Genomic DNA, 19,019 nt, shown 5'->3' with positions numbered 1-19,019 from the left:
ACAATGCTTTTTCAAAATGGATAGTTTGCAATCAATTAAAACGCAATTAATCAGTCAAATTAATGCATTACAATTAAATCAACCTCAGCACATTGCGGTTTGTTCAGCACAAGCCGAATGCGATGTTGATTTATTAGGTTGGCTAAAAGCACAACCGCACTATCCGCAATTCTATTTTCAATTACAGCAAACAACACAATGCTTTGCCACGCTTGGCGCCATTCGTACATTTCAACAATTAGACGCGGCGCAAGATTTCGTGAATCAACACAATTTACCTCTTTTCGGCGGCATTCAATTTTACGGGCAAACCACTTTTTTTCTGCCACAGTTGGTGTTAGAACAGCGCGACAATCAGATTCAAGTCACCGTTTTTATTGACCAAGATAATCTTATTCACAATAAAGACAAGGCGTTGCAGGTTTTAAAAACATTTGAAAAAACGACCGCACTTTTACCGCTTCAAACTCAAGCGGATTTGATTGAGCAGCAAGCGAATCCGACGCAATGGGCAAATTGGGTAGAAAAGGCTCTGGCACAAATTCATGAAAAAGCGGTCACCAAATTGGTGTTAGCCAATAAAAGCACCTTTGCCCTCAATCAACCGCTCAATGCCAAGGATTTTTTAGCGCAAAGTGAAATTTACAATAAAGGCTGCTACCACTTTCTTTTCGCGCAAGATGACAAAACCAGTTTCCTTGGATCTTCGCCGGAACGGTTGTATGCACGTCATGAGCGTCATTTAAAAACAGAGGCTCTCGCAGGCACCGCGCCCATGAGCGAAGACCATGAAAGCAATCGCAAACAAGCCGATTGGTTACTGAACGACAAGAAAAACATTCATGAAAACCAATTGGTGGCGGATGGGATTTACGCCAATTTAGCCCCTTTCACTCAACACATTGAAGTAGGCAACCTCGGCATCAAACAGCTGCGTCAAGTACAACATTTACGCCGAGAAATCACCGTACTTTTAACCGATAACTGTACCGACTTAAACTGTTTGCAAGCCATCCATCCGACGGCCGCGGTTGCCGGTTTGCCACAACAAAAAGCGAAAGCCTTGTTACAGCAAATTGAACATTACGATCGCAGTTGGTATGCGGGCACATTAGGCTTTTTAAATCAACAACAAGCGGAGTTTTGTGTGGCGATTCGTTCGGCCTTTGTTGAAGCAGACAAAATTCATGTGTTTGCCGGCGCCGGTATTGTTGAGGGCTCAGTTCCCTTGCTAGAATGGCAAGAAATCGAGCGCAAAGCCGCGGGATTAATCTCATTATTAAAAATAACGAAATCTGAAAACGGAGAGCAAAAATGTCAGTAAGCGTCTTTAATCGTTGTTGGTCGAAAGTGATCTTGGAAACCCTTGTGCGTCAAGGCGTAACCCACTTTTGTATCGCGCCTGGTTCGCGTTCGACCCCACTGACATTAGAAGCCGTACGTTTACAAAATGCCAATCGTGCCCTTTGCCATACACATTTTGATGAACGCGGTTTAGGTTTCTTTGCTCTTGGCATCGCAAAATCCACCAAAAAACCCGTTGCCGTTATTGTCACTTCCGGCACCGCTGCCGCCAATTTATATCCGGCAATCATTGAAGCCCGTCAAAGTCACGTCAATCTGATCGTACTCACTGCGGATCGCCCACCGGAACTCTTAGAGTGCGGTGCGAATCAGGCAATTTTGCAAGAAAATATGTTTGCCGATTATCCGCTTGCCAATTTGAATCTTCCGCGCCCAAGCCAAGATTATGCAGCAAGCTGGTTGATTTCAAAAATTGAACACGCCTGCCATAAACAAGCGGAAGAAGCTGGTGTAATTCACATCAATGTGCCTTTCGCCGAGCCGTTATATGATGCCAACACAGAAGAAATTGATGTTCATCCTTGGTTAGCGCCCGTTCAACGTTGGTTAAGCCAAAATAAAAGTTGGACAACCTACCCTGCGCCACATCAAGAAGTCTTAATTCACGAACACTGGGATCAGTGGCGTACCAAACTCGGAATTATTGTGGCGGGCAGAATGCCGGCAGAACAAGCCATGGGCATTGCTTCTTGGGCAAATACGATGGGCTGGGTGTTGCTGACCGATATTCAATCCGGCGTGGAAGCCAGTTTGCCTTATGCGGATATTTGGCTTGCGAATCAAACGGTAAAACAAAAAATGTTACAGGCAGATATTGTCATTCAGCTTGGCAACCGTTTTATTAGCAAACGCATTAACCAGTTTTTAGCTGAATTTAAAAACGAATATTGGATTGTGGATGAAAACCCACAAGCGGTGGATCCTTACCATCATTCCCACACCCGTTTTGTTGCCAAAATTCATCATTGGTTACGCGCCCATCCACCGTTAAGACAAAAACCGTGGTTACTGGAAGCCTTGGCGTTATCCAAATTCTGTGCCACCTTTATTGAGCAGCAAGTGGGTGGCAATTTAAACGAAGCTTCGTTAGCCCACCACATCGAACGTTTATTACCGAACAACGGCATCCTTTTCCTCGGTAACAGCTTATTTGTGCGTTTAGTGGATGCGCTCACCAAATTGCCGGAAGGCTACCCGATTCATACTAATCGTGGCGCAAGCGGTATTGACGGTTTACTTGCTACTGTTGCCGGCATTGGTATTGGTTCTAATCAACCGGTCGTCGCCTTAGTGGGCGATACCTCTGCGCTTTATGATTTAAACTCGTTGGCATTGTTCAAAAAACTTACCCAACCGACTATTTTGTTTATTATCAATAACAACGGCGGCGCAATTTTTGATATGTTGCCGGTGGATGCTGAAGTGAAAGATAAGTTCTATCGTATGCCACACCACACTGAGTTTTCCCAAGTGGCGTCCATGTTCGATTTAAAATATGCCCGTCCTTACACCTGGGCGGATTTAAGCTCCGTGCTAAAACAAGCCTATTCACGTCGCGAAGCCACTATCATCGAAATTAAAGTTGCGCCGAATGACGGCAGCACCATTTACAAACGCCTCATCGACCAAATCAGCTATGCGGTTGTCGGTGAATAAACGGAAAGATCAAAAGCAAACTATCTTACGTTAGTTTGCTTTTTTCATGTGATGAAACCTTATCTCATTTTTTTACACGGCTTACTCGGCACCCAAGCCGACTGGCAAAAACTCACAGAAAATCTACCGCACTTTCACTGCGTTGTCTTGGATTTGCCTTTCCACGGTAGCGCAAAAAATCACTCTGTACAGGATTTTGATGACACCTGCGCTTACATAGCACAACACATCCAAAGTGCGGTAGGAAATCGCCCGTATTTTTTAGTGGGCTACTCCCTCGGTGGCAGAATCGCGCTGTATTACGCCCTTTGCAGTCAACAGGACAAATACAACCTACAAGGGCTGATTATTGAAGGCGGCAATCTTGGATTGACGAATGAGGCAGACAAAAAAGTGCGGTGGGAAAATGATGTGTTTTGGGCACAACGTTTTCGCCATGAAAACGCGACTTCCGTACTGAATGATTGGTATCAACAACCCGTCTTCGCCCATTTAACGGAAGACCAACGCAAGGCGTTGATCGAAAAACGCCAAACCAACTGTGGTGACAATATTGCCAAAATGTTGTTAGCGACCTCTCTTGCTAAACAGCCGGATTTACGTCCTTACCTCAAAAACAGCCCTTATCCGATCTATTATTTCTGCGGCGAACGAGATCATAAATTTAAGCAAATGGCGTTAGAAAATCAGCTGAACCTGACACTGATTCCACAGACAGGACATAATGCGCATCAAGAAAATCCAATGGCATTTGCCGAGCAATTAAATGCGTTATTACAGGATAAATTCGTTGCTTTTTCGCCACGCAATGGCTAAAATCTGCACTCCTTTGTCGTCGCTGAATTAGAGATCGGCGAACGATGTATCATTAACCACTTCATATTAGGAGTTATTATGTCTCTAAGTACTGAACAAAAAGCAAAAATCGTTGCTGAATTTGGTCGCGATGGTAAAGACACCGGTTCTTCCGAAGTTCAAATCGCTTTATTAACCGCACAAATCAACCACTTACAAGCACACTTTGCTGAACACAAAAAAGACCACCACGGTCGCCGCGGTTTATTACGCATGGTTTCCCGTCGTCGTAAACTTTTAGATTACTTAAAACGTACTAATCTTGAACTTTACAGCAGCTTAATCGCTCGTTTAGGTTTACGTCGCTAATCTACGTATTAAATAACTGAATAAGTGATATCAAAAGCTGATTTCTCTTCGTGGGAAGTCAGCTTTTTTATTGTGCATGGTTCATGTTGCCGCCGGTGGAGCATTTTCAGTGCGTAGCGTGCATCTTGATGCCACGACCAAACCACGCACGGAACGTTATTTAACTATTTTGGGTATTCAAGATTTCGTGTGTAGCGTGCATCTTGATGCACGACCAAACCACGCTGGAACGTTATTTAAGCCTTTCGGGCATTCAAGATTTCGTGCGTAGCGTGCATCTTGATGCACGACCAAACCACGCACGGAACGTTATTTAAGCCTTTCGTGCATTCATGATTTCGTGTGTAGCGTGTATCTTGATGCACGACGAAACTACGCACGGAACGTTATTTAATTCTTTCGGGCATTCACGATTTCGTGCAACAAGTTGCACGCTACGATTCTAAATAAGTTATGTTAAAAGCTGATTTCTCTTCGTGGGACGTCAGCTTTTTTATTGTGCATGGTTCATGTTGCCGCCGGTGGAGCATTTTCAGTGCGTAGCGTGCATCTTGATGCACGACGAAACGACGCACGGAAGGTTATTTGCTCTTTCTAGCATTCATGATTTCGTGCAACAAGTTGCACGCTACGATTCTAAATAAGTTATGTCAAAAGCTGATTTCTCTTCGTGGGAAGTCTGCTTTTTTATTGTGCATGGTTCATGTTGCCACCGTGCGGAGCATTTTCAGATTCAGAAAACTTCCGCTATAATGACCGCACTTTTTAACCTCAATAAAGGAATTTCTCATGCAAAATCCAAAAGATGATGTTTTATATGCACCGGTTGAGTGGGTGGATCACAGTGCGGGTTACACCGACATTCGTTATCACAAATCCACTGACGGCATTGCCAAAATCACCATTAATCGTCCTGAAGTGCGCAACGCGTTTCGTCCGCAAACCGTGAAAGAAATGATCACCGCGTTTGCTGATGCCCGTTTTGATGAAAAAATCGGTGTCATCGTGTTGACCGGTGAAGGCGAAAAGGCCTTCTGTTCCGGTGGTGACCAAAAAGTACGCGGCGATTACGGCGGCTACAAAGACGACAGCGGTGTACATCATCTTAACGTCTTGGATTTCCAACGGGATATTCGTAGCTGCCCGAAACCGGTCGTGGCGATGGTGGCAGGTTACGCCATTGGCGGCGGTCATGTATTGCATATGTTATGCGATCTCACCATTTCCGCAGACAACGCGATTTATGGTCAAACCGGTCCGAAAGTGGGTTCCTTTGATGGCGGCTGGGGCGCAAGCTACATGGCGCGTATTGTCGGTCAGAAAAAAGCGCGTGAAATTTGGTTCTTATGCCGTCAATATAATGCCCAAGAAGCCTTAGAGATGGGCTTGGTGAACACGGTAGTGCCTTATGCGGATTTAGAAAAAGAAACCGTGCGTTGGTGTCGCGAAATGCTCCGCAACAGCCCGATTGCTTTACGTTGCCTGAAAGCGGCACTCAATGCGGACTGCGATGGACAAGCCGGTCTTCAAGAACTTGCCGGTAATGCCACCATGTTGTTCTACATGACGGAAGAAGGACAAGAAGGTCGTAACGCATTTAATGAAAAACGTGCGCCTGATTTTAGTAAGTTCAAGCGTAATCCATAGTAAACGCGCTTTCTTAACATAGACTGTTAATTTATCTAAAAAAACGACCGCACTTTAGGTGCGGTCTTCTTTTTTATTTTCTAAACTCACGTTTCTCTTTAAAAGTGCGGTGAGATTTTTCTTTAAATTTACGATCGCCTTTGAAACCTTTTTCTTCAAAACGTCCGCCACGGCGTTTTCCGCCAAAATTATCACCGCCACGGTCGCCTTTGGCTTCGCCGATAAAAGACATACGCATTTGTTTATTTAACACACGCGTTTTCGCAAATTGTTGTAACAATTCTTTCGGCATACCTTGTGGCAATTCAATGGTGGAATAATCATCATACAACTTGATGTGACCGATGTAGCGACTATTAATATCACCTTCATTCGCAATAGCACCAACAATATGGCGAACTTCCACGCCATCTCCTCGACCCACTTCAATACGATATAAATCCATTGGTTGCGAATTACCGTACCCTTTATGTTCGCCACGACGTTCTGCCGAACGCGGATTCTCACGACGGTCACCACGCTCATTACGATCACGACGTGCTTTTTTATCCACCACCGGATCCGGCGGAAGAATCAGTTTTTGCTTGCCTTGTAGCAACATCATCATAGCGGCGGCAATGTCTTCTTGTGATTGGTCGGCAGTAAACATATCTTCCAACAATTCACGGTAAAGCTCTAAATCATGATGTTCCAATTGTGTGGTAATTTTATCTTTGAATTTTTTACGACGACAGGCTTGTAAGACTTCATGATTCGGCAATTCCACCTCTTCAATATTTTTCTTGATAAGGTGCTCAACATTGCGCAACAAACGGCGTTCACGCGGTTCAACGAACAATAACGCACGACCGGAACGTCCTGCACGACCGGTACGACCGATACGATGCACATAGGATTCTGCATCAAGCGGAATGTCGTAGTTCACCACAAGGCTAATACGTTCAATATCGATACCACGCGCCGCCACGTCTGTCGCCACAACGATGTCTAAGCTACCACTACGCAAACGATCTAAGGTTTGTTCACGTAATTGTTGTGTCATATCGCCATTCAATGCCGCCGCACGGAAACCGTGTTTTTCTAATAATTCGGTCACGTCTAACGTGCCGGTTTTGGTACGGGTGAAAATAATCGCTGCATCAAAATCTTCCACTTCCAAGAAACGCAACAAGGCATCATTTTTGCGGAAGCCATGAACATACCAACAACTTTGCGCAATATCCGGCGCACTTTGTTGGGTCGCTTTAATTTTGACTTCTTGCGGATCCTTCATAAAGCGTTTGGTGATTCGACGAATTGGCTCCGGCATGGTGGCAGAGAAAAGTGCGGTTTGATGATGTTCCGGTAATTCTGCCATCACGGTTTCCACATCATCAATAAAGCCCATGCGTAACATTTCATCCGCTTCGTCTAACACGATCGCTTTAAGCTCAGCAAGGCTTAAGGTACCACGACGTAGGTGATCCAAAATACGACCTGGTGTGCCCACCACAACTTGCGCCCCTTGTTTTAACGCACGTAATTGGATGTCATAACGTTGACCACCGTACAAAGTCACAATATTGATGCCTTTGGCATATTTCACGAATTGCTCACATGCATCTGCAACTTGAATAGCTAATTCACGGGTCGGCGCCATCACTAATAATTGCGGGTGTTTTTCGGTCGGATCGATTTGCGCCAAAATAGGCAAAGAGAAAGCCGCGGTTTTTCCACTCCCGGTTTGTGCCATGCCCAGTACATCGCGGCCTTCTAATAAGTGCGGTATACAAATTTGTTGAATTGGAGATGGTGTTTCAAAACCAAGATCGGAAACAGCATTAAGGATGAATTCAGGCAAGCCTAAATCCTTGAAAGTCATTTTAGTTTCAGTCATTAAAAATACTCGAATGTATAAAAGGAAAGCTCAATAGACGCTTTCAGGTTAATTACAATGTGTCGTTTTGCGTCTTACAACGCATCGCCGGTTGAGCCATGCTCACCGTTATTCTGCTTGAGCCTGTTGTCCTAATTTCGATAGCTCAAACACCGCAAAACGATACTCCACAAAGTTATACACCTGATTTGCAACAGCCAGTTTGAATAAGGTCTCTGCCTCATCAACCTGTCCCATATTGAGTTTTTGTTTTGCTAGATAAAAGTAGGTTTCAGTCAGAATCTCTGCGTATTGCGTCGCAGTTTTTGTTGCAAACTGCTGCGCTTTAGCCTGTAGTTCCTGAACTGACAATTTGCCCAAATAATACTGGACAATGTAGGTACCCCAATAATCCTGAGAAAGCCCAACGGCACGTTGAGCCAGATTTTTTTGCGCCTCAGCTGGCTTGAATTTTAATTCATTCAAATACAGCCACAAGACGCGGTAAGGATCCGATTTATTACGTTGATAAAATGCCAAGAAATCCTGTTCGGCGAGGTTATACCGTTCCACATAATAGAAGTCTAATGCTCGATTAAGGAAGGTATATTCATAGTCAGGATCGAGGCTGAAAACCGTATTAAAGGCTTCTAATGCGCCGTCATAGTCTTCATCCAGTAATAAATAAAGCCCTAGATAGTTATACACTGCCGCCATTTTTGGTTGCAATGCAAGTGCTTGAGTAAAGTCATAACGCGCTAAAGCCCAAAGCCCCAAACTATCGTACAGCACGCCCCGTTCAAAATGGAGAGAAGCACGTTCTTCATTACTCATTTTTCCAACGAGCAACACCTGACTAATCCGAACAATCATGACTTCCTGTTCAAAATGCTGGCTTGGATTTTGTTCGGCTAACACGACTTTATTTTTAGACACAAAGGTATTGCTCAAGCCGACACAGCCTGATAATACAAAGACTGAAAATAAAATAGTTAGGAAAATCACGAAATTAGACAACCCATTACGTTGCGTCATTTCTTTATAAGCCTTAAAGCAGAGTATTGCTTGTTGAAAAACAAATGTTACGGCACATAATGTACCGTAACATTTTGAATAAATTTAAATTATGCCTGCTCTACAATATCATCGGATACGTGTTGAGCAGTTTCTGCTTTCGGAGCAAGTTCTTTCATGGTTAAACGGATACGACCTTGACGATCGATTTCCACCACTTTAACCATCACTTCTTGTCCTACTTGTAGATAGTCACTGACTTTTTCCACACGTTCTTCCGCAATTTGAGAAATGTGAACCAAGCCTTCTTTATTACCTACGATAGAAACAAATGCACCGAAATCGGCTAAACGAGTCACTTTACCTTTGTAAATGGCACCCGCTTCTACTTCAGCAGTGATGTCTTCGATACGTGCCATCACATCTTGTACGGCATTCTTATCTACCGCAGCGATTTTCACTGTACCGTCATCATCAATATCAATGGAAGTACCAGTTTCTTCGGTCAATGCACGAATCACCGCACCACCTTTACCGATCACATCTTTGATTTTCTTCGGATCAATTTTCATGGTGTAGATACGTGGTGCAAAATCAGAAATATCTGCACGTGGCGCCGGAATCGCTTGCTCCATCACACCAAGAATGTGCATACGTGCGCTTTTCGCTTGGTTTAATGCAATTTGCATGATTTCAGCGGTGATACCTTCAATTTTGATATCCATTTGCAGTGCAGTTACACCTTGACGCGTACCAGCCACTTTAAAGTCCATATCACCTAGGTGGTCTTCATCACCAAGAATATCGGAAAGCACAACAAATTTGTCATCTTCTTTCACTAAGCCCATTGCGATACCTGCAACCGCCGCTTTAATCGGCACACCGGCATCCATTAACGCAAGAGAAGCACCACACACGGAAGCCATAGAAGAAGAACCGTTGGATTCGGTAATTTCAGATACCACACGTACCACATACGGGAATTCGGCTAAGGTTGGCATCACTGCTGCCACACCGCGTTTCGCCAAACGACCATGACCGATTTCACGACGTTTTGGTGAACCGATCATACCGGTTTCACCCACAGAATACGGAGGGAAGTTATAGTGGAACAAGAAGTGATCTTGACGCTCACCGGTTAATTCATCAATGATTTGCGCATCGCGTTCAGTCCCTAACGTGGCAACAGCTAAGGCTTGTGTTTCACCACGGGTAAAGATTGCGGAACCGTGAGTACGCGGTAACACACCGGTACAAATATCTAATGCACGAACGGTATCAACAGTACGTCCGTCAATACGCGGTTCACCGGCAAGAATACGTCCACGCACGATTTGGCTTTCAAGTGCGGTGAAAATATCAATAATTTTTCCTTCGCTGACTTCTTCATCTTCAGCGGTAATTTGTGCAACAACGTCCGCTTTAATCGCATCAATTTGCTCATAACGAGCTTGTTTTTCAGTGATACGATACGCATCGCCTAAACGCGCTTCAGCTAACGCTTTCACTTTATTGATTAAATCAGTGTTTGGTTCAGGTGCAACCCAATCCCAACGTGGTTTACCGGCTTCAGCAACCAATTCTTTAATGGCTTCAATCACCACTTGTTGTTGCTGGTGACCATAAACCACCGCAGCCAACATTTGTTCTTCGGTTAAAATATCCGCTTCGGATTCCACCATTAATACGGCTTTGTCTGTACCAGCAACCACTAAATCCAAACGGCTTTGTTTTTGTTCGTTAATGGTTGGGTTTAATACGAATTGATCGTTGATAAAACCGACACGCGCCGCACCGATTGGGCCATTAAACGGTACTCCGGATAAAGACAACGCAGCAGACGCACCGATCATGGCGACTAAATCCGGGCTGATTTGCGGATTCACAGAAACAACCGTCGCAACCACTTGGATTTCATTAAAGAAACCTTCCGGGAATAACGGACGAATCGGACGGTCAATTAAACGGGCAATTAAGGTTTCGCCCTCAGACGGACGACCTTCGCGTTTGAAGAAACCGCCCGGAATACGACCGGCGGCATAAGTACGCTCTTGATAGTTAACGGTTAATGGAAAGAAATCTTGCCCTTCTTTCACCTCTTTTTTTGCCACCACAGTAACAAATACCGTCGTATCGTCCATGCTTGCCATGACGGCGGCGGTAGCTTGACGTGCAATAGCGCCGGTTTCTAAGGTTACGGTATGTTGACCGTATTTAAATTGTTTAACAATTGGATTCACTATGTTTTCCTTTTTAAATGAGTAATCACAATGTTTTATTTTCCAATTTGCGACTAGCAAAAATAATCTTAAAACCGACCGCACTTTTCTTGGCGACTTCGCGGAAAATCATTTTTGTTAGCCGCACGCTAATTTAGAAAATAAAACTCAGGCATTATACAGAGCTTTTGCCTTGATGGGTAACTTTATTTACGCAATTCCCATTTATGACTATCTGAAAAATAAGGTTGATGATAAAATCACTCCAGTTTTCAAAGTAAAAAAGGAGGAAACATGTTAATTGGAGATTTAACCCGCGCCGATTTTAAACTTGGCTTACCGAAAGTCATTGCCGAAACCTGTGAGTATTTAAAAGGGTTGGATTTAGAAAAATTAGAGGTTGGTCGTCATGATATTACTGACAAAATTTATATGAACGTGATGGAACCTGAACTGGCTGAAGCTGCGAGCAAAAAAGCAGAATTGCACCATAACTATTTGGATATTCAAGTCCTGATTCGTGGTGTGGAAAATATTGAAGTCGGCGCAACCTATCCTGACTTGAATAAATACGAAGCCTATCACGAAGATGACGATTACCAACTTACCCAAGAAATCGACAACAAAAGCACGATTACATTAGTGCCAAATATGTTTGCGGTGTTCTATCCTTATGAACCCCATAAACCTTGTTGTAACGTGAATGGTCAATCCGCCAAGATTAAAAAATTGGTGGTTAAAGTGCCGGTTGAGTTAATCCAGTAAAGGACGACAATTCATCATTAGAATGCGCTTAATGTTAAGCGCATTTTTTATTGCCTATTTTGATATTTTTCAATGAAAATCAGCGAAATGCGTAAATCATCGTAACGTAAACAAATAAAGATTGTGTTTAATTTAATTAGCAGATAAATTACCTGCTTTTTTGCGGGCAAAAGGCGCCCATCACTTTCACAAAACGAGGATAGTCTATGTTAAGCGTTGATGCCCCATCTCAGGCGATGCCACCGCGTAAACCGAAGTTCTATCAAAGCTTATACGTGCAAGTCATTATTGCGATTATTATCGGTATTTTATTAGGGAATTTTTTTCCTGATTTCGGTGCCGGTTTAAAACCGTTAGGTGAAGCATTTATTAAGCTGGTTAAAATGATTATCGCACCGGTGATTTTTCTGACCGTCGTTACCGGTATTGCCGGTATGAACGACATGAAAGCGGTTGGGCGGGTTGCCGGAAAGGCAATGCTGTATTTTGTGACCTTTTCGACGTTGGCGCTTGTGATCGGAATGGTTGTGGCTAATATTATTGAACCTGGAGCAGGATTAAATATTGATCCGGCGTCGTTAACCTCTGAAAAAGTGTCAGAATACGTTGCGAAAGCGCAGGATAGCACGCTAACGGCTTTCTTAATGAACATCATTCCTACCACCGTATTAAGCCCATTAGTAGAAGGTAATATTCTGCAAGTCTTGTTTATTTCCGTGTTGTTTGGGGTGGCATTGGCTTCGGTGGGCGACAAAGCGCAGCCTATTACGGAACTCCTACGACTTGCGACAGCGCCGATGTTTAAGGTGGTGTCAATTTTGATGAAAGTCGCCCCTTTAGGCTCATTAGGCGCGATGGCGTTCACCGTGGGAAAATACGGGTTAAGTTCCATTAGCCATTTGATGCTTTTAATTGTGACGTTTTACATTACATCCTTGTTGTTTATTATTTTTATCTTAGGCGTGGTCGCACGTTATAACGGTTTCTCTATTTTGAAAATGGTGCGCTATATTAAGCAAGAATTGTGGTTAGTCTTAGGAACGTCCTCCTCAGAAGCCGCGTTGCCGACCTTAATGCAAAAAATGGAGGCGGCCGGTTGTAAAAAATCAGTGGTGGGATTAGTGGTGCCGACCGGTTATTCTTTTAATTTGGACGGTACAAATATCTATATGACAATGGCCGCATTATTTATTGCGCAAGCCACCAATACGGATCTTTCCATTAGCGAGCAATTTACCTTGTTGTTTGTTGCGATGTTAAGTTCAAAAGGCGCTGCCGGCGTAACCGGTGCCGGTTTTATTACATTAGCCGCCACACTTTCCGTGGTTCCAGGGCTGCCGGTTGAGGGCATGGCGTTAATTTTGGGAATTGATCGTTTTATGTCCGAATGCCGTGCGTTAACGAATTTGGTGGGTAACGCCTGTGCGACCATTGTTGTGGCGCGCTGGGAAAATGCCTTGGATAAAGAAAAATTAGCGTTAGCGATGAACGGTAAATAGTATGAAGCGATGGTGCAGTTGCTTACTTGGATTGATAGTATTAACGGTGGCGATCATTTTCGCGTTACCGTGGTGGATCACGCCGAAACAAGTCGAAACATGGGTTAACCGCTTCCTCGCACCAGATTATGCCTTGCAACTGCCTGAACAATGGCATTTACACCTCACCGGTTTGCAACTGCTAGAACTGGATATTCGGGCAGGGCAATGTACTTTGGCGACATTCAGTGATGTGCGTCTTCATTGGTGGGAGCTTCGTCAACTTGACGTGGCGCATGCCGGGGTGGATTATGACTGCCTCAATCAGCTGCCTTCCTCTGATGAGACAAAAACATCGCCAAATTTGACCGCACTTTTTTCCGTTCTCCCGTCTGTAGAGGTAAATGTTCAGCATTTTCGATTGGAGAATAGCCAGGCACTGGATGTACCACCTAGGGTACGTACGCTGTTGGATGCTGATATTGCAGCAACCGCAAATTATGACGGTCATCGTTTGCAATTAACTGCCAATGCGAAGACTCATGATGATCATGTGATTTTACATCATCAATCGACGCTTGCTCGCCTAAACCATTCGTTCCAATGGCAGGGACAAACCGATTATCAACCTCTTGACGGACAAACCTATCACTTGCATTTTTCTACCCAACTGCAAGAAGATCTGTCTCAATTACCGCAGCAAGGCGAGCTACGCTTGGATTGGCAAAATGCCGATTTTAGTGTGAACAAAGGCGCGCTTCAATTGAGCTGGAACGGTGAGAAAGGACAAATCAACGCACAGGATTTAAGCCGTGATAAACCGTTATTAGATGTGCCTTTTACGTTTACTGCCAATGGTTTAGCCATTAACTGGGGAACATTTTATTGGACGTTTGACGGTTATCAGCCGATCAAAGGCTTCTTCGGTTTAGCCTTGCGTAAACCGCAAGAGGGTTGGTTGCCGCTGGAAACCGATGTGGATGTGATCGTGCAAACCTTTGGTGAATTCGGCAAAGGCGAAATTGTGATATCGGGTAAAAAAGGTGAAATTGGTGGCGGTGCGGATAAAAATCAACTGAACTTTGATCTCAAAACGCGCGGTGACTTGCGTTATAACAACACCGTGGCACAAACCAATTTAGACTACCATATTAGCGGTGTTTTTGAGGCACCTACGCTACTGTTCCGCCCCGGTTCCGTGTTCAAAATGGATAACGTACAACCTGATACCAAAATTCATGCACGCCTGCCGTTGGATAACATACAAGTGGGACGCTATGGTTTAGAGGGACGTCTGCAAGCCACTTTACAAGGATTCACCCCACAGTTTAAGCAGTTAAATTTAAAGCTTGATGGACAGGCGCACGAGTTTATTGCCGGAATTAAAACCGTGTTCGATTTGCGCGATGAACACCAAAACCTGCGTGCGGCAGAAATGCGTGCAGCGAACCGTTGGGATTGGACGATTGACGGTGAGGCGCACTGGACCTCTTTAAATACGCCGGTGAACATAAAAGGTGTGGGCTTTTGGGAAGCGGATCATATTGAATTAAATCAACTTTCTGCCCATTCCGGCAATGTGCATACCAGTGGAGTGAAAATGGCACCTTTGACATTGGAATTGAAAGATCGCCTACGTTGGGATTATGAAGCAGCGCATCTTCGCGGGCTACTCCAGGCCCAAACGGAGTGGATTGAATTTGCGTATGGCGGACGCTTTGTTCGTCCGGTATTTGGTGTGGGGATTGAAGGAAAAAGTATCGATAATTTCAATTTGGCAGGGGATTTAAAAGCCGGTGCGCTTGGCCCGATTGACGTTACCGCCCGTTATGAAAATCAGGCACTGAATGGCAACATTCGCTGGCAAGGGCAATCGGCGAAAGTGTTCCAATCCTTATTCCCACAACAATGGTCATGGATTATTCGCCATGGCAGCATTCAAGGGGGCAGTGATTTTGTGATTAACGAGGATGGCGTGGCGTTACAGGGCGAATTTAATTTGCGCAATGTTGGGATTACCTTCCCCGAGGGAGAAATTCAAGCGTTGACGATTCGTTTTCCAATAAATTATCAAAAACTTGCCCTGCGAACCGCACGCACAAAACCGATTCAGGTCGCAGCGAAAAATATCCGCGTGGGTGCGCTTGCCATACGTGAAGCGGCTTTTGATGTATTTGGGACTTACCCTAACTCCGTCAAGCAACCACTAACCTTACAAAAAGTGAAGGTCGGCGTGTTTGACGGTTTGCTTAGCGTGCCCAGTTTGAGTTTCCCGCAACGCAAAATAGCCGTGCTGCGTTTTGACAACATTGATTTGGCGCAAGTGATGGAATTAGCACAATATAACCAAGTGAGCGTCAGCGGACGGGTTAATGCCTCCTTGCCGTTCTGGTTAGGGCATAATTCCTGTTTAATTTGTAACGGACGTCTTGAACAAGCCGGAAAATTGAAGATTAAACTTCACGATAATATGGTGAGTAGTTTGAAAAAAGGCGGTTTAACAGAGCGGATGTTAGTGGATTTATTAAAAGAAATGGAATTGGAAAAATCTCACGCTAACTTGAATTTGACGCCTGACGGAAACATGACATTGGGGGCTACGATCACGGGGCTTAATCCTACTAGACGGCCTCATCATCCGATTACCTTGAATTACACCCATCAAGAGAATATGTTTGAGCTCTGGGATATGGTTGACTACGGCTCGCAATTTGAACAAAATTTACAATATCAACTTTATCGACACTTAGAACAATGAAAAAACATCTGAAAAAATCACCGCACTTTTGGGGCTTGCTTGCCGTTTCTCTCCTGCTTTCCGGTTGTAATCCGACCATTCAATTAGAAACCCCTAAAGAGGGCATCACCATTAATATGAATGTGGTGGTAGATCATAATATCAGCGTCAAAATGGATGAAAAAACCAAAGCGGCGGCAGAGGCGGCTAAACGCAAGTCTAAATAAAACACCGCAAGGTATCATAAAAAACGGGGCTTTCAGCCCCGCTTTTTTGTCTTTACGCCATACCGTCAAGATCGGATTTATGGGTATTCAAACGAGCAAAGTAATCTTTGGTTTCTTCAATAATCACGTTTCGCAACCCGATTAAGGCGATTAGATTAGGAATCGCCATTAAGCCGTTCACAATGTCTGCTAAAATCCAAATTAAGTTTAAGTGAATGAATGAACCGCAGCCGACTAAAATGATAAATGCTATACGATAGAGCTTAATGCCTTTGATGCCGACTAAATATACAAAACAGCGTTCACCGTAATAACACCAGCCTAGAATCGTGGTAAAGGCGAAGAACAATAAGCCAACGGTAACAATGGTCGCACCGATAGAGGATCCTAACCCTTGTGAGAAAGCATAGTTCGTCACCGCAGCACCCGCCATGCCCGGCGCCTGCCATGCGCCGGTAAGCACTAATACGATTCCCGTCATAGTGCAGACGATGATGGTATCAAGGAACGTCCCTGTCATAGAAATTAGCCCTTGACGCACCGGTTCTTTAGTTTGCGCGGCAGCAGCGGCGATCGGTGCGCTTCCCAAGCCGGATTCATTGGAGAAAATCCCTCGCGCCACGCCTGACTGAATGGCTTTCATTACCGTGAAACCCAGAGCACCGCCCAATGCAGCCTCAGGGTTAAAGGCACTGTGTAAAATCAGGCCAAGTGCGGTCGGAATTTTATCTAAATTTAATAAAATGATGATGAGGGATGTCGCCACATAAAATACCGCCATAAAGGGGACGATGTAAGATGACACCAACGCAATGCGCTTTACACCACCAAGAATGATTAACCCAACAAGCAAGGTAATGATAGCAGCGGTCATTTCTATCGGCACGCTGAAGGTGTCGTTCATGGCTTGCGTAATCGCATTCACTTGCGGGAAGGTGCCGATGCCGAAAAAAGCCACCAATACGCCGAAGATGGCAAATAATTTGGCTAACCAGCCTAAGCCGAGACCACGTTCAATGTAATACATCGGACCGCCTGCCATAAAGCCGTTTTTATCACGCACGCGATATTTCACCGCCAGTAAACATTCCGCATATTTGGTTGCCATACCGAGTAATGCGACCAACCACATCCAGAAAATGGCGCCTGGACCACCGGCTTGCACGGCTGTGGCAACCCCCACGATATTTCCCGTACCAATGGTAGCGGCAAGGGCGGTACACAAGGCGGCAAAAGAGGACACATCTCCTTTTTGCTGAAGACCGGAATCTCGCTTGAATAAATAACGCAATGCGCGCGGTAACTGTGTGATTTGAATGAAACCCAGCCGCAGCGTTAAATATAATCCCGTGCCGGCTAATAAAATAAGGAGGGGCGGACCCCACACGAAAGTGTTGATTGCAGATAAAACGTCTTCTAATGACATTTGAGGTTCCTCGTAAATAACCTGATTACAAGGAGGCGAAAAGAATTTTGCGGATAGATAAAATAGAAAATAACACAATGAAATTGCGTTATACCAACCGAAATCTTCTGCCCCTGTCCTTTTGCCTGAGCGTTTGAAAAGCCTTTTTTATGGCTTCTTTGCGCCTTCGGCGTCCGTGAGTGCTAAATGTTGCACACGGATCTCTCCAAGGGTTCGTCCAGTAACAGTCCCTGCCATCGCGCCTGAAAGATTTTACCTCGTCGGCGTGGGGTCAATTCCCCGCTCTCCAGCTACCTTCATCCGAACAATTTATGTTTGCACATAAAGTGCGATAGATTTTAACAAGATAATATTAGAATCTCAATCTTACGGGTTATCCCGCTGCCATTTTTTTGCAATATAACTGCAGCTTGGCACTAATTTCAGTTGATTTTCTTGAATAAAAGCGACCAACGCTTGATATAACTTATCCGCCACACCTTGTCCGCGCAAGGTTTCGGACACATAAGTATGATTGGCATTAATCGTTTTTTCATCGATAAAATAATAGGTTAACTCCGCAACGCGTTGTTGTTGATCATCTAAAATAAAAAAGGCGCCTTGCGCGTGATTTTCTTCATGTTGAATTTGCATTAGTGTTTCACCCAATCACTGTCTTCATTGAATAAACCGTTTTCGGCAAAATCGGCGGTATCACAAGGAATCGCTTTTTCTTCCGCCGCCCATTCGCCCAAATCAATTAACTGGCAGCGTTTGCTGCAAAATGGTCGGTAGAGGCTTTGTTCCGACCATTCAACCTGTTTATGACAAATCGGGCAAGGCACGCTAAAGGTTTCGTCAGTCATTAAATTTCTCCGCAAGTTGTAAATAATGATGGTGCAAGTCTAACACTTTTTGCTTTAACTGCGGCAGGCTTTCGCTTAAATCTGCATCGTTATTGATGACATCATCGGCGTGTTGTAGGCGTTCCGAGCGGCTGACTTGCGATTGCATGATATTTTTGATTAACGCCAATTGATTGTTATCGCGTTGACTTGCCCGAGTCAGTTGGGTTTGTTCGCTCACATCCACTACCAACACACGTTGGCAAAGTGCGGTCAGTTTATTTTCTATTAATAGAGGCACCATAAAAATGCAATAAGGCGCACGTTGTTGTGCCAGTTGGTTAAGCATTTCGGTGCGAATGGCGGGGTGTAATAATTGATTCAGCCATTGCTTTTCGGTTTCGTGATTAAACACCTTTTCCCGCAAGGCGGCGCGATTGAGTTCGCCGTTTTCTAACAGCATTTCCGTGCCAAAGTGTGCAACGATTTGTTGTAACAAAGGCGAGCCTTTTTCTACTATCTGACGCGCCACGATATCGGCGTCAATAACCGGTACACCAAGTTCGGCGAATAATTCGGCGATGGTGCTTTTGCCGCTACCGATTCCACCTGTGAGACCTACCACATAAGTCATGTTGATTT

At 44.5% G+C, this 19,019-nt stretch carries 17 protein-coding genes and 1 riboswitch; of the genes, 10 read left to right on the top strand and 7 right to left on the bottom strand.

Annotated elements, in window-relative coordinates; all coding sequences use genetic code 11:
* Positions 1 to 16: 16 nt before the first annotated feature.
* From QZ106_RS10525 to menB, 6 genes are all read left to right on the top strand, one after another.
* Positions 17 to 1,324 carry an isochorismate synthase MenF gene (locus QZ106_RS10525; protein ID WP_295976756.1) on the top strand — a complete coding sequence of 436 codons (1,308 nt, stop codon included), beginning with the start codon at positions 17 to 19 and terminating at the stop codon, positions 1,322 to 1,324.
* Entirely contained in the window at positions 1,315 to 3,021 is a 1,707-nt protein-coding gene (gene menD, locus QZ106_RS10520) for a 2-succinyl-5-enolpyruvyl-6-hydroxy-3-cyclohexene-1-carboxylic-acid synthase (protein ID WP_295976755.1), read from the top strand. Before QZ106_RS10525 ends, menD begins: the two co-directional genes overlap by 10 nt.
* A gap of 51 nt (positions 3,022 to 3,072) precedes the next feature.
* Positions 3,073 to 3,837 carry a 2-succinyl-6-hydroxy-2,4-cyclohexadiene-1-carboxylate synthase gene (gene menH / locus QZ106_RS10515; RefSeq protein WP_295976784.1) on the top strand — a complete coding sequence of 255 codons (765 nt, stop codon included), beginning with the start codon at positions 3,073 to 3,075 and terminating at the stop codon, positions 3,835 to 3,837.
* Positions 3,838 to 3,915: 78 nt separating this feature from the next.
* Positions 3,916 to 4,185: a 30S ribosomal protein S15 gene (gene rpsO, locus QZ106_RS10510; protein WP_021615823.1), complete on the top strand. Its 270-nt coding sequence runs from the start codon at positions 3,916 to 3,918 to the stop codon at positions 4,183 to 4,185.
* 76 nt (positions 4,186 to 4,261) lie between these two features.
* Positions 4,262 to 4,456, top strand: a complete 195-nt coding sequence (locus QZ106_RS10505; protein ID WP_295976754.1) for a hypothetical protein — start codon at positions 4,262 to 4,264, stop codon at positions 4,454 to 4,456.
* Positions 4,457 to 4,974: 518 nt separating this feature from the next.
* On the top strand, positions 4,975 to 5,832 hold the full coding sequence (gene menB, locus QZ106_RS10500) for a 1,4-dihydroxy-2-naphthoyl-CoA synthase (RefSeq protein WP_290521158.1): 858 nt from the start codon (positions 4,975 to 4,977) through the stop codon (positions 5,830 to 5,832).
* A 73-nt stretch (positions 5,833 to 5,905) separates the two neighbouring features.
* Here the strand turns inward: menB and QZ106_RS10495 are convergent, their stop codons facing one another.
* From QZ106_RS10495 to pnp, 3 genes are all read right to left on the bottom strand, one after another.
* Complete coding sequence (locus QZ106_RS10495; protein ID WP_295976753.1) at positions 5,906 to 7,708, bottom strand: DEAD/DEAH box helicase; 1,803 nt, start codon at positions 7,706 to 7,708, stop codon at positions 5,906 to 5,908.
* 108 nt (positions 7,709 to 7,816) lie between these two features.
* Positions 7,817 to 8,722 (bottom strand): lipoprotein NlpI, encoded by a 906-nt coding sequence (nlpI, locus tag QZ106_RS10490; RefSeq protein ID WP_295976752.1) that lies wholly within the window; start codon positions 8,720 to 8,722, stop codon positions 7,817 to 7,819.
* Between the two features lie 89 nt (positions 8,723 to 8,811).
* Entirely contained in the window at positions 8,812 to 10,941 is a 2,130-nt protein-coding gene (gene pnp / locus QZ106_RS10485; RefSeq protein ID WP_295976751.1) for a polyribonucleotide nucleotidyltransferase, read from the bottom strand.
* A gap of 273 nt (positions 10,942 to 11,214) precedes the next feature.
* Between pnp and nanQ the strand changes: the two genes are divergently transcribed.
* The 4 genes from nanQ to QZ106_RS10465 all read left to right on the top strand — a co-directional run bounded on the left by nanQ (position 11,215) and on the right by QZ106_RS10465 (position 16,127).
* Positions 11,215 to 11,685 (top strand): N-acetylneuraminate anomerase, encoded by a 471-nt coding sequence (nanQ, locus tag QZ106_RS10480; protein ID WP_295976750.1) that lies wholly within the window; start codon positions 11,215 to 11,217, stop codon positions 11,683 to 11,685.
* 206 nt (positions 11,686 to 11,891) lie between these two features.
* Positions 11,892 to 13,184, top strand: a complete 1,293-nt coding sequence (locus QZ106_RS10475; protein ID WP_295976749.1) for a dicarboxylate/amino acid:cation symporter — start codon at positions 11,892 to 11,894, stop codon at positions 13,182 to 13,184.
* Between the two features lies 1 nt (position 13,185).
* Positions 13,186 to 15,921: a YdbH family protein gene (locus QZ106_RS10470; protein ID WP_295976748.1), complete on the top strand. Its 2,736-nt coding sequence runs from the start codon at positions 13,186 to 13,188 to the stop codon at positions 15,919 to 15,921.
* On the top strand, positions 15,918 to 16,127 hold the full coding sequence (locus QZ106_RS10465) for a YnbE family lipoprotein (protein WP_295976746.1): 210 nt from the start codon (positions 15,918 to 15,920) through the stop codon (positions 16,125 to 16,127). Before QZ106_RS10470 ends, QZ106_RS10465 begins: the two co-directional genes overlap by 4 nt.
* Positions 16,128 to 16,179: 52 nt before the next feature.
* Here the strand turns inward: QZ106_RS10465 and QZ106_RS10460 are convergent, their stop codons facing one another.
* The 4 genes from QZ106_RS10460 to coaE all read right to left on the bottom strand — a co-directional run bounded on the left by QZ106_RS10460 (position 16,180) and on the right by coaE (position 19,011).
* Positions 16,180 to 17,553: a sodium:alanine symporter family protein gene (locus QZ106_RS10460; protein ID WP_295976745.1), complete on the bottom strand. Its 1,374-nt coding sequence runs from the start codon at positions 17,551 to 17,553 to the stop codon at positions 16,180 to 16,182.
* Positions 17,554 to 17,656: 103 nt separating this feature from the next.
* Positions 17,657 to 17,772, bottom strand: a riboswitch (glycine riboswitch).
* Positions 17,773 to 17,919: 147 nt separating this feature from the next.
* The gene (locus QZ106_RS10455; protein WP_005704566.1) at positions 17,920 to 18,186 is read right to left on the bottom strand and encodes a GNAT family N-acetyltransferase; all 267 of its coding nucleotides are present in this window, start codon (positions 18,184 to 18,186) and stop codon (positions 17,920 to 17,922) included.
* Positions 18,186 to 18,398: a DNA gyrase inhibitor YacG gene (gene yacG, locus QZ106_RS10450; RefSeq protein ID WP_295976744.1), complete on the bottom strand. Its 213-nt coding sequence runs from the start codon at positions 18,396 to 18,398 to the stop codon at positions 18,186 to 18,188. Before yacG ends, QZ106_RS10455 begins: the two co-directional genes overlap by 1 nt.
* Complete coding sequence (gene coaE, locus QZ106_RS10445; RefSeq protein ID WP_295976743.1) at positions 18,391 to 19,011, bottom strand: dephospho-CoA kinase; 621 nt, start codon at positions 19,009 to 19,011, stop codon at positions 18,391 to 18,393. The genes yacG and coaE overlap by 8 nt, the downstream gene beginning before the upstream one ends.
* Between the last annotated feature and the right edge of the window lie 8 nt (positions 19,012 to 19,019).

Origin of the sequence: uncultured Aggregatibacter sp. (assembly GCF_901873365.1) — a bacterium.
In the GTDB taxonomy this organism is placed as follows: Bacteria; Pseudomonadota; Gammaproteobacteria; order Enterobacterales; family Pasteurellaceae; genus Aggregatibacter.
Note: the sequence above shows the minus strand (reverse complement) of the source record. Positions and strands in the feature narration are given on the sequence as shown.

Bases quoted from the DNA above. Each gene is read 5' to 3' on its own strand.
- nlpI (WP_295976752.1), bottom strand. From the start codon at position 8,722: ATGACGCAACGTAATGGGTTGTCTAATTTCGTGATTTTCCTAACTATT.
- QZ106_RS10475 (WP_295976749.1), top strand. From the start codon at position 11,892: ATGTTAAGCGTTGATGCCCCATCTCAGGCGATGCCACCGCGTAAACCG.
- QZ106_RS10455 (WP_005704566.1), bottom strand. From the start codon at position 18,186: ATGCAAATTCAACATGAAGAAAATCACGCGCAAGGCGCCTTTTTTATT.
- rpsO (WP_021615823.1), top strand. From the start codon at position 3,916: ATGTCTCTAAGTACTGAACAAAAAGCAAAAATCGTTGCTGAATTTGGT.
- yacG (WP_295976744.1), bottom strand. From the start codon at position 18,398: ATGACTGACGAAACCTTTAGCGTGCCTTGCCCGATTTGTCATAAACAG.
- coaE (WP_295976743.1), bottom strand. From the start codon at position 19,011: ATGACTTATGTGGTAGGTCTCACAGGTGGAATCGGTAGCGGCAAAAGC.
- QZ106_RS10460 (WP_295976745.1), bottom strand. From the start codon at position 17,553: ATGTCATTAGAAGACGTTTTATCTGCAATCAACACTTTCGTGTGGGGT.
- QZ106_RS10525 (WP_295976756.1), top strand. From the start codon at position 17: ATGGATAGTTTGCAATCAATTAAAACGCAATTAATCAGTCAAATTAAT.
- QZ106_RS10465 (WP_295976746.1), top strand. From the start codon at position 15,918: ATGAAAAAACATCTGAAAAAATCACCGCACTTTTGGGGCTTGCTTGCC.
- QZ106_RS10495 (WP_295976753.1), bottom strand. From the start codon at position 7,708: ATGACTGAAACTAAAATGACTTTCAAGGATTTAGGCTTGCCTGAATTC.
- menD (WP_295976755.1), top strand. From the start codon at position 1,315: ATGTCAGTAAGCGTCTTTAATCGTTGTTGGTCGAAAGTGATCTTGGAA.
- QZ106_RS10470 (WP_295976748.1), top strand. From the start codon at position 13,186: ATGAAGCGATGGTGCAGTTGCTTACTTGGATTGATAGTATTAACGGTG.
- nanQ (WP_295976750.1), top strand. From the start codon at position 11,215: ATGTTAATTGGAGATTTAACCCGCGCCGATTTTAAACTTGGCTTACCG.
- QZ106_RS10505 (WP_295976754.1), top strand. From the start codon at position 4,262: ATGGTTCATGTTGCCGCCGGTGGAGCATTTTCAGTGCGTAGCGTGCAT.
- menH (WP_295976784.1), top strand. From the start codon at position 3,073: ATGAAACCTTATCTCATTTTTTTACACGGCTTACTCGGCACCCAAGCC.
- menB (WP_290521158.1), top strand. From the start codon at position 4,975: ATGCAAAATCCAAAAGATGATGTTTTATATGCACCGGTTGAGTGGGTG.